This is a genomic window from Schumannella sp. 10F1B-5-1 (assembly GCF_006517535.1).
GTDB lineage: Bacteria > Actinomycetota > Actinomycetes > Actinomycetales > Microbacteriaceae > Schumannella.
On sequence record NZ_VHQH01000036.1, the window covers coordinates 301,891 to 316,773 of the forward strand.

The 14,883-nt window shown below is 72.5% G+C and carries 14 protein-coding genes and 1 tRNA gene; 10 read left to right on the forward strand and 5 right to left on the reverse strand.

Annotated elements, in window-relative coordinates:
- Position 1: 1 nt before the first annotated feature.
- The 3 genes from FJ658_RS07050 to FJ658_RS07060 all read right to left on the reverse strand — a co-directional run bounded on the left by FJ658_RS07050 (position 2) and on the right by FJ658_RS07060 (position 3,643).
- The gene (locus FJ658_RS07050) at positions 2-976 is read right to left on the reverse strand and encodes a MetQ/NlpA family ABC transporter substrate-binding protein (RefSeq protein ID WP_141144650.1); all 975 of its coding nucleotides are present in this window, start codon (positions 974-976) and stop codon (positions 2-4) included.
- Positions 977-1,314: 338 nt separating this feature from the next.
- Complete coding sequence (locus FJ658_RS07055; RefSeq protein ID WP_141144651.1) at positions 1,315-3,099, reverse strand: L-aspartate oxidase; 1,785 nt, start codon at positions 3,097-3,099, stop codon at positions 1,315-1,317.
- A gap of 133 nt (positions 3,100-3,232) precedes the next feature.
- Entirely contained in the window at positions 3,233-3,643 is a 411-nt protein-coding gene (locus tag FJ658_RS07060; protein ID WP_141144652.1) for an SIP domain-containing protein, read from the reverse strand.
- Between the two features lie 352 nt (positions 3,644-3,995).
- Between FJ658_RS07060 and FJ658_RS07065 the strand changes: the two genes are divergently transcribed.
- The 3 genes from FJ658_RS07065 (at position 3,996) to FJ658_RS07075 (ending at position 8,420) form a co-directional block, all read left to right on the forward strand.
- Positions 3,996-5,471: an HNH endonuclease signature motif containing protein gene (locus FJ658_RS07065; protein ID WP_141144653.1), complete on the forward strand. Its 1,476-nt coding sequence runs from the start codon at positions 3,996-3,998 to the stop codon at positions 5,469-5,471.
- A gap of 116 nt (positions 5,472-5,587) precedes the next feature.
- Positions 5,588-7,441, forward strand: a complete 1,854-nt coding sequence (locus FJ658_RS07070) for an ABC-F family ATP-binding cassette domain-containing protein (RefSeq protein WP_141144654.1) — start codon at positions 5,588-5,590, stop codon at positions 7,439-7,441.
- A 70-nt stretch (positions 7,442-7,511) separates the two neighbouring features.
- Positions 7,512-8,420 carry an NAD(P)-dependent oxidoreductase gene (locus tag FJ658_RS07075; RefSeq protein ID WP_181408360.1) on the forward strand — a complete coding sequence of 303 codons (909 nt, stop codon included), beginning with the start codon at positions 7,512-7,514 and terminating at the stop codon, positions 8,418-8,420.
- 29 nt (positions 8,421-8,449) lie between these two features.
- On the opposite strand, the gene FJ658_RS07080 is transcribed toward FJ658_RS07075, so the two are convergent.
- Together FJ658_RS07080 and FJ658_RS07085 are read right to left on the reverse strand one after the other, a co-directional pair.
- Positions 8,450-8,950 carry a MarR family winged helix-turn-helix transcriptional regulator gene (locus tag FJ658_RS07080; protein ID WP_141144656.1) on the reverse strand — a complete coding sequence of 167 codons (501 nt, stop codon included), beginning with the start codon at positions 8,948-8,950 and terminating at the stop codon, positions 8,450-8,452.
- 56 nt (positions 8,951-9,006) lie between these two features.
- A complete protein-coding gene (locus tag FJ658_RS07085) occupies positions 9,007-10,443 on the reverse strand; it encodes an MFS transporter (RefSeq protein ID WP_141144657.1) in 1,437 nt (478 codons plus the stop codon).
- Positions 10,444-10,637: 194 nt separating this feature from the next.
- Between FJ658_RS07085 and FJ658_RS07090 the strand changes: the two genes are divergently transcribed.
- The 7 genes from FJ658_RS07090 to FJ658_RS16085 form a co-directional block, all read left to right on the forward strand.
- Complete coding sequence (locus FJ658_RS07090) at positions 10,638-11,210, forward strand: TetR/AcrR family transcriptional regulator (protein ID WP_141144658.1); 573 nt, start codon at positions 10,638-10,640, stop codon at positions 11,208-11,210.
- Between the two features lie 77 nt (positions 11,211-11,287).
- Positions 11,288-11,359, forward strand: a tRNA-Gln gene (locus FJ658_RS07095).
- A 68-nt stretch (positions 11,360-11,427) separates the two neighbouring features.
- Complete coding sequence (locus FJ658_RS07100; protein WP_141144659.1) at positions 11,428-12,324, forward strand: methyltransferase domain-containing protein; 897 nt, start codon at positions 11,428-11,430, stop codon at positions 12,322-12,324.
- Positions 12,321-13,460 (forward strand): glycerate kinase, encoded by a 1,140-nt coding sequence (locus FJ658_RS07105; RefSeq protein ID WP_141144660.1) that lies wholly within the window; start codon positions 12,321-12,323, stop codon positions 13,458-13,460. Before FJ658_RS07100 ends, FJ658_RS07105 begins: the two co-directional genes overlap by 4 nt.
- Before the next feature lie 316 nt (positions 13,461-13,776).
- A complete protein-coding gene (locus tag FJ658_RS07110; RefSeq protein WP_141144661.1) occupies positions 13,777-14,043 on the forward strand; it encodes a hypothetical protein in 267 nt (88 codons plus the stop codon).
- Positions 14,021-14,434, forward strand: coding sequence for a hypothetical protein (locus FJ658_RS07115; protein WP_141144662.1), 414 nt, complete (start codon positions 14,021-14,023; stop codon positions 14,432-14,434). Before FJ658_RS07110 ends, FJ658_RS07115 begins: the two co-directional genes overlap by 23 nt.
- Positions 14,435-14,531: 97 nt before the next feature.
- Positions 14,532-14,883 (forward strand): hypothetical protein (locus tag FJ658_RS16085; RefSeq protein WP_219995729.1); only part of this gene is annotated, 352 nt, incomplete at its 3' end.

The window sequence follows — 14,883 nt, forward strand, 5'->3', positions numbered from 1 at the left end:
GTCACTTGACGCCCGCGTCGACCGCGTCCTGCTCGACCTTGGCGAGGGCCTTCTGCAGCTCGGCGGCCGTGGTCTCGCGGAACACCGCGGTGCCGGCGTTGGCCTCCTGCACGCCCTCCTCGACGGTCTTGTCGTGGTAGATCGCGGCGAGCTTGAGGTAGAGGTCGTTGTCCTTGTCGGCCTTGCGGGCGGCGAAGACGTTCACGTACGGAGCCGCGCTGTCGCTCTCGGGGTCGTCCTGCGCGATGGCGTCCTTCGGGTTGAGGCCCGCATCCGTCGCGTAGTTCTTGTTGACGATCGCGGCGTCGACCGAGCCGCTCTGCAGCGCGCCCGCGGTCTGCGAGGCGTCGAGGGCGGTGATCTCGACCTTGGCGCTGTCGATGTCCTTGACCGACGAGAAGGCGGTGCCGCCGTTCTTCAGCTCGACGAGGCCGGCCGACTGCAGCACGAGCAGACCGCGGGCCTGGTTGATCGCGTCGTTCGGGATCGCGACCTTGGCGCCCTCGGGGATGTCCTTCACGTCGCTGTACTTCGTCGAGTAGAGCGGCAGCGGGTAGATCGCGGTCGCGCCGATCGGCTGCAGGTCGTCGTCGTTGGTGACGTTGTAGTTCGCCAGGTACAGGATGTGCTGGAACTGGTTGAGGTCGACCTGCTTCTGGCTCAGCGCCGGGTTGGGCTGGCTGTAGTCGCTGAAGTTGACGAGCTTGACGGTGACGCCGAGCTCCTTCTTGGCGAGGGCGATGTAGGTCTTCCAGTAGGCCTGCGAGGCGTCGGCGACGCCGATCGTCACGGTCTTGCCGGCGTACTCGCCGGCGGCCGACGAGGCGTCGCCATCGGCACCCGCACCCGATCCGCCGAGGCGGGGGATGATCAGGATCGCCGCGACGACGACGGCGACCACGGCGATCGCGATGCCGACGATCAGGCCGGTCTTGCGCTTCGGACGGTCGGGAAGGACGGGGGCGTTGTCGGACATGCGGTGCCTCGGGTGCTCTGAGCAGGGGTGCTGCGTGGATGCTGGTGCCCGGGCCGGTCGTGGTGCGACGCGACTCCGGAGCGCCCACTGTGACAAGACTTCGCGTCCGCCTCCAACCCGGCGGGACACCGGGCGTAACAGTGGCGACACGGGGCGTCACAGAGCGGCGGGATCGCCGGAATCACGCGACAGATGATGGACATCGTGCGGTCGATGCGCCGCAGATCGCGCGCGCGTCGATCGCACGCGACGAGAAGCGGGGAGCCGGACCTCCGCAGTCCGACTCCCCGCCCCGGGTGCGCGCCGGCCGTCCGGTGCCGGCGCGCGCATCCGCCGCTCTACTCGACGAGCTTGCCGACCGTGGAGACCTCGGTCATGAGCGCGCCGATCTCGGCGGGGATGGGTGCGGTGGCCTCGCGCTCGATGGTGCCGTCGAGAGACCAGACGAAGTTGACCTGCAGCGCGGGGTCGAGCTCGGGGAAGTCGCTGCGGTTGTGGCAGCCGCGCGTCTCGCGGCGCTCGCGGGCGGTGGCGAGCGTCGCGCGGGCGGCGATGATCGAGGCCTTGAGGTCGAAGGCGTGCGACAGATCCTGGAAGCCGGCGATGTCGGGGTGCACGCCGATGTCGGCGATGCGCGCCTCGATCGCGTCGATCTTCGCGAGTCCGGCGGTGAGTCCGGCCTCGTCGCGCACGACGCCCGCGTGCTCGGTCATGGTGTCGCGAACGGCCCGCTGCAGCGCGCGCACGTTCTGCTCCCCGTCGGCGGCGAGCAGCGCATCCACCTCACCGCGTGCCTCGGCGACGGCGTCGGCGCTGCGGCGCTGGGATGCCAGACCCGCCGAGTAGGCGGCGGCGGCCTGCCCGACGATGCGGCCGTAGACCAGCAGCTCGATCAGCGAGTTGCCGCCGAGGCGGTTGGCGCCGTGGAGCCCGCTCGAGGCCTCGCCGATCGCATAGAGGCCGGTGACGTCGGTGGCGTGGTCGGCGTGGTCGACCCAGACGCCGCCCATCGAGTAGTGCGCGGTCGGCGCGATCTCGATCGGGCTCTGCGTGATGTCGAGCATCTGCAGCTCGAGCATCGTCTGGTAGACGCGGGGCAGGCGGCGCATGATCGTCTCGCGGGGCAGGTGCGACACATCCAGCCAGACGCCGCCGTTCGGGGTTCCGCGCCCCTCGGCGATCTCGGTGTAGGCGGCCAGCGCGACGCGATCCCGGGTGCTCAGCTCGAGGCGCTCCGGGTCGTAGCGCGGCATGAAGCGCTCGCCGAGGGCGTTCGTCAGGATGCCGCCCTCACCGCGCGCCGCCTCGGAGATGAGCGTGCCCGCGGCGCTCTCGGGCTCGAGGATGCCGGAGGGATGGAACTGCACGAGCTCCGGGTCGCGCAGACGACTGCCCGCCAGCGCCGCCAGGCGGAAGGAGTCGCCCGTGTTCTCGTCGCGGCGCGACGAGGTGCGGCGCCAGATGCGGTTGTGTCCGCCGGCGGCGAGGATCACCGCATCCGCGTGGATGAGCAGCCGGGTGCCGTCGACCTGGTCGAAGCCGTAGGCGCCGAAGACGACGCCCTCGTCGTTCACCAGGATGCGCGTGACGTAGACGCTGTCGAGGATCGGGATCTGCAGCTGGGCGGCCCGGTTCACGAGCGTGCGCTGGATCTCGAGGCCCGTGTAGTCGCCCGCGAACGCCGTGCGACGCCAGCGGTGCGCGCCGAAGAAGCGCTGCGAGATGCGGCCGTCGGACTCGCGGGCGAAGGGCATGCCGTAGCGCTCGAGGTCGTCGATGCCCCGAGCGGCGCCCTCGGTCACGGTCTGCACCGTGCGCGGGTCGGCGAGCAGGTAGCTCTCGGTGAGGGTGTCGGCGGCGTGCTGCTGCCAGGTGTCGGCCGGATCCATCGTGCCCAGAGCCGCGTTGATGCCGCCGGCCGCGAGCGAGGTGTGGGCGTCGCTCTTCGCGCGCTTGCCCAGCACGAGAACGTCGGTGCCGGCCTCGGCCAGCTCGATCGCCGCGCGCAGGCCGGAGCCGCCCGCGCCGATCACGAGCACGGAGGTGGAGAGGCGGCGTTCGGGGGCGGCGCTGCGGGTGTGGCTGCTGCTGGTCGGGGACTCGGGGGAGTTCGGGTGGTGCATGGTGCCTTCCGGATTCGTGGTGCGGGTGGTGTCGTCCGGGGTGGCAGGGTGCCGGGCGGCGGGTGATTCGTGGGTCGTGAGCGTGGGTTCTGTGTCGTGGGTTGGCGCGGCGGGGAAGGCTGGCGGGGACCGTTCAGTCCTCGGTCGCGTGGATGCGGTCGCGCAGCGTGCGGAAGGCGCGATCCACGCGCGGGCTCGTCGCGCAGCCGATCCACAGCGTGACGTCGGCGCCGTCGCTGTCGGCGTCGTCGGGCATCCATTCGGCGGCCCAGGCGGCGATAGCGCGGGCGGCGAGCGATCCGCGCGGGGCGAGTCCGTCGATGCGGCTGCAGCGCAGGTCGCGGCGCAGCCAGTGCACGATCACGCCGTCGGGGCGGGCGAGCGTCTCGATCTGCACGCGCGAGGCGATCTCGATGAAGACCTGACCGTAGGCATCGCCGGGCAGGTCGGCGAGGATGCGGCGGATCGACGGCAGGTCGGCGCTGTCGCCCACGAAGAGCACGCGGTTCGCGGTGGAGAGGGGGACGAGGGGATCGTCGAGCATGCGGAGGGGTCTCTCTGGGTCTCTCGGGGATCGTTCCGGTCGCGGCGGCGGGGGATGCTGTGGCGCGGTCGCGGACGATCGGTTAGGTGAGCCTTACCTAAAACACAAGCGCACTCGGCGGCGGTCTGTCAACCGTGTGACGTGGGGCGGGTGGTCGCGCGGGCGGATGCGGTGCCGGAACGAGGTGCCGGGTCGCAGTCGCGGGATCCGGAGGGCGGCGGGCGTGCGCGCGGGGGTGTGAGGAGCGTCGTTCGGGCTGTTCCAGAGGAGGGATCGATCGTGCTCTGATCGGGGGTTCGTGTGCTTCGCTTCGGTACCTCGGGATGTCGGTGGTGGTTGCCACGATGAAGTCATGGGGGAACCCGCGGCGGCACCTCGAGGCGAGGGTTCTTCCGTCGTGTTCGGGCCGTCGGTGGATGCACTGCGAGAGCTCGTCGGCGAGGCCGAGAGCGTCGCGGCGGCGGTGTCGTCGGCGCAGGTCGCGGAGGTGCGGATGCTCGCCCGCGCCGGGCAGCTGGCCGAGCTGGATGCGGCAGGTGCGTCGGCGAATGTGCGGGCGCACGACATGGCGCTGCGGTCGATCGCCGCCGAGCTCGGCGGGGTGCTGCGAGTCACGGATCGGACCGTGCAGGCGCGCATCGGGGAGGCTCGGGAGCTGGTCGAGTGCTTCCCGACCACCCTGGCGGCGTGGGAAGACGGTCGTATCACCCGCGGCCACGTGCGGGTGATCGTGGATGCCGGCCGGATCGTGCCGATCGAGGTGCGGGAGCGGTTCGAGCTCTCCGCGATCGACCGCTGCCTGACGGAGACGCCGAACCGGGTTCGCGCCGCCTTGGAGCTGATGGCCGAGCGTCTCGCCGATCGCACCCTGACCGAGCGCCACGAAGAGGCCGCGCGGGATCGGGGTGTGCGCCTCGTGCTCGGGCGGGATGGCATGTGCGACATCGTCGCGACCGTTCCGACCGTGATCGGCGACGGCATCCTCGACCGCCTGACCCGCCAGGCGCAGGTCATCGTCGACGCCCGCGTGCCCGATCCGGCAGATCCTGACTCCACGGATCGTCGGACGGTGGATCAGGTGCGCGCCGACGTGTTCGCCGACCTCCTTCTCGCCGGCACGCCGGCTCTCGACCCGACCGTCCATGGGGATGGGGAGGGTGCGTTGGGGGCGATCCGGGCGCAGGTGCAGGTCGTGGTGTCGGCGCTGTCGATCATCGGCCACGACGACACCCCCGCCGACCTGATCGGCCGTGCCCCGATCGACGCCGACACCGCCCGTCGACTCGCCCGCAATGCCCCGTCGTTGACGCGGATTCTCACCGACCCCGCCGATGGCACCGTCCTCGCCGTCGACACCTACCGTCCCGCCTGGGCGCAACGCCGGCATCTGCGGGCGCGGGACCAGCACTGCCGCTGGCCGGGATGCCGGACGGCCGCGATCCGCTGCGAACTCGACCACACCCACGACCACGCTCTCGGCGGCCCCACCGCGCTGACGAACCTCGCGCACCTGTGCCAGCGGCATCACTCGATGAAGCAGTTCACCTCCTGGACGGTGAAGCAGAAGACCCACGGCCACCTGGAATGGACCTCCCCAACTGGCCGCATCTACCGCGAAGACGCCCCCGTCCCACCCGTCGCGTTCGTCCCGTACCGGGTGCCCGATCCCGGACCCGACTGGATCTACGACGCGGCCCACCCCGACGACCCACCCGACACCGGCATCCCGACCGGGCTCTCACCCGACCCCGGCATCCCGATCGAAATCGGCGCCGCGATCGACGCGCCAGAGCCGCGCGCGCCCATGCGCGAGCCCGCTCCCTTCTGAGAGTGTCGGCGCGCCGCTATCGCGTTCCCGGTCGCATCGCACTGGCCGATCGCTCGGGGACTCGGCGTCCCCGCGCGTCGGCGACGCGCATCCCGGCCCCGTAGCCTTGAGGAGACATGGCACATCTCCTCGGCGCGGAGCGCATCCGCCTGGAATACCCGACCCGCGTGATCTTCGACGACGTGACCGTCGGCATCGGCGAGGGCGACCGCATCGGCGTCGTCGGGCGCAACGGCGACGGCAAGTCGAGCCTGCTGCGCATCCTCGCGGGCCGGCAGCAGCCCGACTCGGGTCAGGTGACGGTCCGCCGCGGCACGACCCTCGGCATGCTCGATCAGAGCGACGTGCTGCCCGCCGAGCAGACGATCCGCGAGGCCGTCGTCGGCGACCGCGCCGAGCACGAGTGGGCGGGGGATGCGCGCATCCGCGACGTGCTCGCCGGCCTGCTCGGCGACCTCGACTTCGAGGCGACCATCGGCTCGCTCTCCGGCGGACAGCGCCGCCGCGTCTCTCTGGCCGCGCTGCTCAGCCGCGACTGGGACCTCGTCCTCCTCGACGAGCCCACCAACCACCTCGATGTCGAGGGCGTCGCCTGGCTGGCCGAGCATCTGAAGCGCCGCTGGAGCGCGAACTCCGGCGGACTCGTGGTCGTCACCCACGACCGCTGGTTCCTCGACGAGGTGTCGACGAGCACCTGGGAGGTGCACGACCGCATCATCGAGCCCTTCGAGGGCGGCTACGCGGCCTACGTGCTGCAGCGCGTCGAGCGCGACCGCCAAGCTGCCGCCGTCGAGGCGAAGCGTCAGAACCTGATGCGCAAAGAGCTCGCCTGGCTGCGCCGTGGCGCCCCCGCCCGCACGAGCAAGCCGAAGTTCCGCATCGACGCCGCCAACGAGCTCATCGAGAACGAACCCCCCGTGCGCGATGCCGTCTCGCTGCAGCGCATGGCCGTGTCGCGGCTCGGCAAGGACGTCGTCGACCTGCTGGATGCGGGCGTCGCGTTCCCGGATGCCTCCACCGGCGCCGAGCGCGTCATCCTGCGCGACATCGAGTGGCGCATCGCCCCAGGCGAGCGCACCGGCATCCTGGGCGTCAACGGCGCCGGCAAGTCGACCCTGCTCGGCCTCGTCTCCGGCGCGGTGCAGCCGACGAGCGGGCGCGTCAAGACCGGCAAGACGGTCAAGATCGGCGTGCTCGACCAGCGCCTGGCCGAGCTGGAGACGATCCGCGACGACAAGGTGCGCGAGGTCATCGGCCGCTACCGCACCGCCTACCGCGTCGGCGACGCCGAGCTGTCGCCGGGCCAGCTGCTCGAGCGCCTCGGCTTCCCGACCGCGCAGCTCTCTACTCCGGTGCGCGACCTCAGCGGCGGCCAGAAGCGCCGCCTCCAGCTGCTGCTCGTGCTGCTCGACGAGCCCAACGTGCTCATCCTCGACGAGCCCACCAACGACCTCGACACCGACATGCTCGCCGCCATGGAGGACCTGCTCGACTCCTGGCCGGGCACGCTGCTCGTCGTCTCGCACGACCGCTACCTGCTCGAGCGCGTCACCGACCAGCAGTACGCGGTGCTCGACGCGCGCCTGCGGCACCTGCCCGGTGGCGTGGAGGAGTACCTGAAGATCCGACGGGATGCGCAGCGCGCGTCGAGCGGCGGCGGCACCGCGTCCACGACCGCGTCGTCAACCGCGACGGGCGGTGCGAGCAGCGCGGGCGGCGGGAGCGGCGCATCCACCCCGGCCCTGAGCGGCGCCGAACGTCGCACGGCCGAGAAGGAGCTCGCGGCGATCACGCGCCGTCTCGCCAAGGTCGACGAGCTGGTGCGCGCGCAGCACACCGCCTTCGCCGAGCACGACCAGAGCGACTACGAGGGGCTCGGCGCGCTGCAGCAGAAGCTCGGCGAGCTCGAGAGCGAGTCGGCCGAGCTGGAGGAGCGCTGGCTCGTGCTGAGCGAGCAGCTCGAGGGCTGAGCCCCGCGCGGCGTGCGTCGTCAGCGTTCCTCACCGCGCTCGTGAGACGATCCTGAGGATGAGGATCGCGGTGACCGGAGCGAGCGGCTTCGTCGGCGGCGCCGTGGCGACCGCCCTCGCCGATCGCGGCGACGACGTCGTCGGCTTCGGACGCACCCCGCGCGGCTGGGAGCATCCGCAGGGCCGCTACCGCATCTGGGACATCACGGCCGGTCAGATGGTCAGCGACCAGGAGTTCGACGCCGTCGTGCATGCCGCCGCTCTCGTCGACCCGGGCGCCTCGCGCGACGACGCGATGCTCGTCAACCAGTTCGGCACCCGCAACGTCGTGCGCAGCTTCGCCGGCGCGCGCGTGGTGCACCTCTCGACGACGGCGGTCTACGACCTGACGAAACCCAGCGTGGATGCGACGGAGACCCTGCCTCCCGCGCGCCGCTTCCTCAGCGGGTACTCCGCCTCCAAGCTCGCCGCCGAACGCGAGCTCGCCGGCGCCGACGCCGTGCTGCTGCGCCCGCACCTCATCTACGGTCCCGACGCGCCGATCGTGTCGCTCCTGACCCGCGCAGCCCGCGCCGCCCGCGGCGGACGCCTCCCGCTGCCCGCGGGCGGCAAGGTGCGCCACCGGCTCACCTCGATCGGCAACGTCGTGCACGCCGTCGAGCGCGCCCTGCGCCCCGAGACGCCGCGCGGCACCTACAACATCGGCGACGCCACCCCGGTCGAGCTCGCCGGCATCGTGCGCGGCCTGCTGGCGCGTCGCGAGCTGCCCGTGCGGCTGATCGACGTCGACGTGGATGCGGCCACCCGCACCGCCGGAGCCCTCGAGTTCGCCGCCCGCGCCGCCGGCCGCCGCCCGCTGCTCACGCGCCACTCGGTCAAGCTGATCGGCCTCGAGCGCACCTTCGACCTGACGGCCGCGCGCGAGCGCCTCGGCTTCCATCCGACGCCGACGACGCTCGACGGCGCTGAGGAGTGGTGAGCGGGGCGGAGTGGTGAGCGGGGCCCCGCTCAGGCGCCGGCGTCGAAGTCGAGACTGAGCTTGCGCAGCAGCCCTGCGATGCGCTCCTGATCGGCGGCGCTGAGGCCGGCGAGCAGCGCGCTCTCCGCATCCAGCAGCCGGCTGATCGCGCGGTCGACGCGCTCGCGTCCGCGCGGGGTCATGACCACGAGGATGCCGCGGCCGTCGTTCGGATCGGTGCGCCGCTCGACGAGCTCGCGCGTCACGAGCCGGTCGATGCGGTTGGTCATGGTGCCGCTCGACACGAGCGTCTGCTGCAGCAGGGCCTTCGGACTCAGCTGATACGGCTCGCCCGCGCGCCGCAGCGCCGACAGCACGTCGAACTCCCATGGCTCGAGCTCGCTCGCGGCGAAGGCCGCCTTGCGCTCGCGGTCGAGGTGCTTCGCCAGTCGAGACACCCGCGACAGCACCTGCAGCGGCGCGAAGTCGAGGTCGGGCCGCTCGCGCGACCACGCGTCGACGATGCGGTCGACTTCGTCGGAGGCGGGCATCCGCCCATCATGGCACCTGACCCCGCCTCCGACTCCGTCGGTCCTGCCGGCTCGGCCTACGCCGCCGCCTCGCTCTCGAGCGTGAGCGGCGCCGTCAGCACGGCGACATCGCGGTCGACGGCGCCGCGGCGCCGCGCCTGCCGCACGAGCAGCGCGATCAGGGCCGAGACGCCGGCCAGTGCGGCCGCGGTGAGGAAGGCGGCGGTGTAGCCGGCCTCGAAGGGCAGACCCGTCGCATCCACGTGGGCGAACACGATCACGGTGACGACCGAGCTGACGATCGCGCCGCCGATCGTGCGCAGGTTCGCGTTGACGCCCGTCGCGATGCCGGTCTGCGTGGTCGGCACGCTCTGCACGATGAGGCTCGTCATGGCCGCGTAGGCGATGCCGAGTCCCAGGCCGAAGAGACCGGCCTCGACGGCGACCTGCCAGGCCGCGGAGTGCAGCAGCCCCAGTCCGACCGAGGCCAGCCCGAGCAGGGCGGCGCCGCCGCCGAACTGGGCGCGGAAGCCGATGCGCGAACCGAGCGGACCGCTCACGAAGCCGGCGACCGCCATCGTGATCAGCATCGGCAGCATGAGCAGGCCCGACTGCGCGACCGTCGCGCCGAGGCCGTAGCCGGTGCTCGACGGCGTCTGCACGAAGCGCGCGAAGAACGCGAACACGGCGAACATCGCTCCTCCCAGCAGGAAGCTGGCGAGGTTCGTGCTCCAGATCGCGGGGGCGCGCATCAGGCGCAGGTCGACGAGCGGTTCGACCGAGCGCAGCTCGACCGCGACCCAGGCGACGATCAGCACGACCGCGAGGCCGAAGAGCCCGAGCACGAGCGGCGAGGTCCAACCCCAGACGGCGCCGTTGCTGAGCGGCAGCAGCAGTGCGACCAGCCATGCCGAGAGCAGCACGCCGGCGGGCACGTTGATGCGCCCGTGCTCGCGCTGGGTCGAGCGCGGGATGACGATGAACGACAGGATGCCGCTGGTCACGACGAGCGCGAAGGGCAGCAGGAACAGTCCGCGCCAGCCGAGGGCCGTGGCGAGCGGGCCGGCGATGACGGTGCCGAGGCCGCTGCCGATCGCGATGACGGCCGACATGGCGCCGATCGCCGAGGCCACCCGCTCACGCGGGAAGGTCTCGCGCAGCACGCCGAACGCCAGCGGGAACAGCGCCGCGCCGACGCCCTGCAGCACGCGCCCGACGAGCAGCACGCTGAGGTCGGGCGCCGCGAACGCGACGAGGTCGCCGATCGCGACGACGCCCGCGACCACGAGCAGCGTGCTGCGGCGGCCGAGCAGGTCGCCGACGCGGCCGATCAGGGGAGTGGCGACGGCGGCGGCGATCAGCCACGCGGTGAGGGTCCAGTTGATGCCGGCCGCGGTCGTGCCGAGCTCGCGCTGCATCTCGGGCAGCACGGGGATGACGAGGGACTGGAGTGAGCTGAGGCTCGCGACGCCGAGGGCGAGCGCGAGGAACACGGTGAGGGGTGAGCGAGGCACGAGGCCTTCTTCCTGGTCGTGGTGCTGTGTGGTGTGGATATTCGGGATGCGCGGCCCGGCTCGGATGCGATCCGTCGTCGAGCGGCGTAGAATGGAGGCTGGCTCCGATCGGAGGGAGCCTCCGCTTGTAAGAGATTAGCGGAGGGCGCCTCCGCTTCGCAAGCCGCGTTCCGCATCCCGTCTGGAGTCCCGCCGTGAGCACCCTCGTCGACCAGCTGGCCACCGTCGTCCAGCGCCCGAAGCGCGCCGACGCCGCGCGCAACTTCGACGCCCTCGTCGAGGCCGCGCGCGCGGTGTTCGCCGCCGACGGCGCCGGCGCATCTCTCGAGGAGATCGCGCGCCGCGCCGGGGTCGGCATCGGAACGCTCTATCGCAACTTCCCGACTCGCGATGACCTCATCGAGGCCGTGTACGTGGGCGAGGTCGAGGCGCTTGTGGTCGCGGCCGCCGCGACCGAGAAGCTGCCGGCCGAGAAGGCTCTCGGCGCCTGGCTGCGGCGCTTCGTCGAGTACATCGGCACCAAGCACGCGCTCATCGAGGGCCTCAACCGCGAGTCGACCGTCTTCGCGCAGTGCCGCGCCGTCATGTACGGCTCGGGCGAGCCGGTGCTCGCGCGCGCGCAGGCCGCGGGCGCGGTGCGCGACGACGTGAACATCTCGGATGTCGTGCGTCTCGTCTCCGGCGTCGCCGCGGTCGCCGTCGACGACGACGCGCAGCGCCAGCGCCTCATCGGGCTCGCGCTCGACGGGCTGCGGCCGGTCGGCTGAAGCTCGGCTGACGCGCCTCAGCGCCGTCGGGCACCGCCCGCGCTCTGGCAGACTCGTCGTGCGCCCGCGCGGCGCGTTCCGCCGTGGTGTAACGGCAGCACGACGGCCTTTGGAGCCGTGAGGTTCAGGTTCGAATCCTGGCGGCGGAGCCGAGCATGATCGCCCCGTCGCCTGTCCGGCTCCGGCGCGTCGGCTCGGCGATCGAGGGGATGATGCGATGACCGGCGATCCCGCCTCTGCGCTCGCCGCCGCGCATCCGGCGCTCGAGCCGCGCTACTTCGTCCGCATGGCGTCGGCGCTCGGCGACAAGGCGCGCATCCTGCCGCACGTCCGGCCCGGCCACGTGGTCGACGCGGGCGCCGGCGGCGGCGAGCTGGCCGGGATGCTCGCCCAGCTGCCCGACGTGACGGTCACGGCCCTCGACCTCGCTGAGGAGTCGCTCGCCCGCCTGCGCGCGAGCGCCGGCGTCGCCGGCTTCGAGGGCTCGAGCAAGGGCAGCCCGACCGGGGGAGCCCGCTTCGCCGTGCGGCGGCGGGAGCTCGGAGCGGACACCGACCCGCTGACTTCCAAGCCCGCATCCACGATCGTGTTCAGCGCGGTGCTGCACGAGGTGTTCTCCTACGCCCGCGACCCGTGGGCCGCGCTCGAACGTGCGCTCGTCCAGGCGCGCGCGACCCTCGCGCCGGGCGGCGTGGTGATCGTGCGCGACGGCGTCATGCCCGAGCGTCCCGGTGAGCCGGCCGAGCTGCTCGGCCGCGACCACGAGCTGCTCGAGCGCTACCTCGCGCTCTCGCCCTTCGCCGAGACCCGCCTCGAGCCCGTGCGCCCCGGCGTCTGGGCCGGCACCCGCCACGCCGTCAGCGAGGCGCTCTGCACGCTCACCTGGGGCGCCGACTCGCTGCCACGCGAGGCGCTGGAGCGCTTCCAGCTCGCCACGCTCGACGGCTACGCCGAGCTGCTCGAGCGCGCCGGCCTGCACGTCGTGCATCGCGAGGCGACGACCCAGCCCGGCTACCGCGAGCACCTGCGTGCGGCGGGGTGGAGGGCGTCCGGACCCGACGGCGACTGGTTCCCGCCGACCACCGGACTCTGGGTCGCCGAGGTGGCCGCGTGAGCCGCATCCTCATCGCCCCCGACGGCTTCAAGGGCACGATCGACGCCGAGCACGCGGCCAACGCGATCGGCGCCGGATGGGCATCCGTGCGCCCCGACGACGAGGTCGTGCTGCTGCCGATCGCCGACGGCGGCGAGGGCACGCTCGACGCGATCGACGCCGCGACCGCGGGGGCGACGCGGATGCCGGTCACCGTGATGGGGCCCGCGGGGGTGCCGGTCGCGGCGGCGTGGCTGCGCATCCCCGGCGACGACGACATGAACGACGGCGGCACGACCACGGCCCTGATCGAGCTGGCCTCGGCGAGCGGGATCGAGATCCTGCTCGGGGCCGGCGCTTTGCGCCCCCTCGACGCCGACACCCGCGGCGTCGGCGAGCTCGTCGCCGACGCGCTTCGCCACGGCGCGCACGAGATCGTCATCACCCTCGGCAGCAGCTGCTCCACCGACGGCGGCACGGGACTGCTGCGCGCCCTCGGCGCGCGCTTCCTCGACGCGAACGGGCTCGAGGTCGAGCCGGGCGCGCGGGGGCTGCCGCGCATCCACTCGGTCGACCTGGATGCGCTGCCCCCGTTGCCCGCCGGCGGCGTCGTGGCCGTGGTCGACGTCGACAACTCTCTCACCGGACCCGCCGGGTCGGCCGCGGTCTTCGGACCGCAGAAGGGCCTTGTCGGCGACGCGATCGCCGAGGCCGACGCGGCACTCGGAGCGCTCGCCGCGCAGCTCGGCATCGACCCGTCCGAGCCGGGACTCGGTGCCGCCGGGGGAGTGCCGCTCGCCCTCGCCGCCTGGGGCGCGACCCGCCGCGGCGGCGCCGAGACGGTCGCCGACATCCTGGGTCTGGATGCCGCGGTCGCCGGCGCCGACCTGGTCATCACCGGCGAGGGCTCGTTCGACGAGCAGAGCCTGCGCGGCAAGGCGCCTGCCTTCGCCGTCGCCGTCGCGGCGAGACACGGCGTGCCGGCGGCTCTCATCGCCGGGATCATCGCCGTCGATCCCGCCGCCGCGGGGTTCTCGGCAGCGGAGGAGCTGATCGAGGTCGCGGGCGATCCCGAGTCGGCCCTGCGAGATCCAGCGCGGGTGCTGCGGCTCGCCGGGGCGCGACTGGCGACTCGGAGCCGGTTCCCCACATCCTGACTCGCTGACAGCGCCGCCCGCGAGGGCCATCGGGACCTACCGTCGTCTCGGTGACGCGAAGACCGCCGCACCCACTCCCATCAGCGCAGCGCGAGAGGACGACGAGCATGTCCGGACTACACGAGATCGACCTTCCGATCGAGCCGGCACCCACCCAGCCGATCGACATGGCCGAGCTGCTCGAGGCCGGCCTGGAGCTGCCCGGCTGACTCGCGCATCGTCACCGCAGGCTCGGCGCGTCGCATCCGCTGTCGTGCCGGATGAGATCGCTCTCATCTTCGTGCCGCCGCCGGTCGCGGCACGGTAGACGGGAGGCATGTCGCGTGCAGAAGATCCGATCGCCCTCTGGATGATCGAGCGCATCCACGCTCGCGGCAGGTGCACGCGCGACGAGATCCTCGAGGCCGTGCGGCTCGAGTTCGGGCCGCGGGATCAGCTGGAACGGCCTCTCATGAACGCCTTCCGCTTCCACCACCGCGGCACGATCCGCTGGATCCCCGCCGGCGCCTACTGGCAGTCCAACCTCCCCGCGGCTGCCAGGACGGCGTCGGCGGCCGGGCATGCTCAGCCGCTCGCTTCATGAGAATCGTGTCATCTCGATCTGCGCGCCGGATCGGTCGCGGATGAGCCGCGGTCGTGCGGCGGAGCATCGCCGCGATCGGCATGGCGACCCGCTCACCTGGTCGCAGCTCGCCGACGGCGAATGGCGTGCGGAGGTCGATGGCCGCGAGGTCGCGCGGGTGATGAGGGTCGGTGACGGCTACATCGTCGACGGCGATCTCGTCGGCGCCAGCGAGACGCACGCCACCGCGCGCTCGGCACGCCGGGCCGTCCATCGTCGACATGACGCCGCGATGCTGGCCACCGCGCCGAGGCGATCAGCGCGCCGACGTGCGTCGGTGCTCATCGCCGTCGCTGCGATCGCGGTGGCCGCGGTCGTGGTGGCGGTTCAGATCGTCACCGCCGTTTCGTGAACGGTTCTTCATCCGCGACGTCGTCCGCCCTCATCTTCGTCGTGCACACTGATCTCTGTCGGCACTCGGGGTGTCGACATTCGGGAAGAGGTCGGGGATGAAGCCGCACCGCCGGGCGATCGGGTCGCTCGTGTTCGGTGTCGTCGCCATCGTCTCCCTGACCTCGTTGGGGGCCGCAGCGTCCCAGGGCCTGGAGCTGGGGGACAGCTCCGGGCGCGAAACCGGGGAGCCGGGGGTGGGTCAGCTGATCGCCTCCGGCCCCGGGGTTCGCATCGACTCCGCTCCGGCCGTCGCCGTCGATCGGGCGCCGGCGCTCGTCGTCGATCCGGCCACCGGGGCTGTCGACGTCGTCGGCGGCGCGTCGAACGCCGATGTCTCCGGCGCCGCATCGAGTTCGGATGGCGCCGAGAACGGGAACGGCTCGTCGAACGGGAACGGCTCGTCGAACG

What these genes read in the sequence shown, in the direction of transcription:
- FJ658_RS07055 (WP_141144651.1), bottom strand. Translation starts at nt 3,099, where the DNA reads ATGCACCACCCGAACTCCCCCGAGTCCCCGACCAGCAGCAGCCACACC.
- FJ658_RS07070 (WP_141144654.1), top strand. Translation starts at nt 5,588, where the DNA reads ATGGCACATCTCCTCGGCGCGGAGCGCATCCGCCTGGAATACCCGACC.
- FJ658_RS07065 (WP_141144653.1), top strand. Translation starts at nt 3,996, where the DNA reads ATGGGGGAACCCGCGGCGGCACCTCGAGGCGAGGGTTCTTCCGTCGTG.
- FJ658_RS07060 (WP_141144652.1), bottom strand. Translation starts at nt 3,643, where the DNA reads ATGCTCGACGATCCCCTCGTCCCCCTCTCCACCGCGAACCGCGTGCTC.
- FJ658_RS07110 (WP_141144661.1), top strand. Translation starts at nt 13,777, where the DNA reads ATGTCGCGTGCAGAAGATCCGATCGCCCTCTGGATGATCGAGCGCATC.
- FJ658_RS07080 (WP_141144656.1), bottom strand. Translation starts at nt 8,950, where the DNA reads ATGCCCGCCTCCGACGAAGTCGACCGCATCGTCGACGCGTGGTCGCGC.
- FJ658_RS07100 (WP_141144659.1), top strand. Translation starts at nt 11,428, where the DNA reads ATGACCGGCGATCCCGCCTCTGCGCTCGCCGCCGCGCATCCGGCGCTC.
- FJ658_RS07050 (WP_141144650.1), bottom strand. Translation starts at nt 976, where the DNA reads ATGTCCGACAACGCCCCCGTCCTTCCCGACCGTCCGAAGCGCAAGACC.
- FJ658_RS07115 (WP_141144662.1), top strand. Translation starts at nt 14,021, where the DNA reads ATGCTCAGCCGCTCGCTTCATGAGAATCGTGTCATCTCGATCTGCGCG.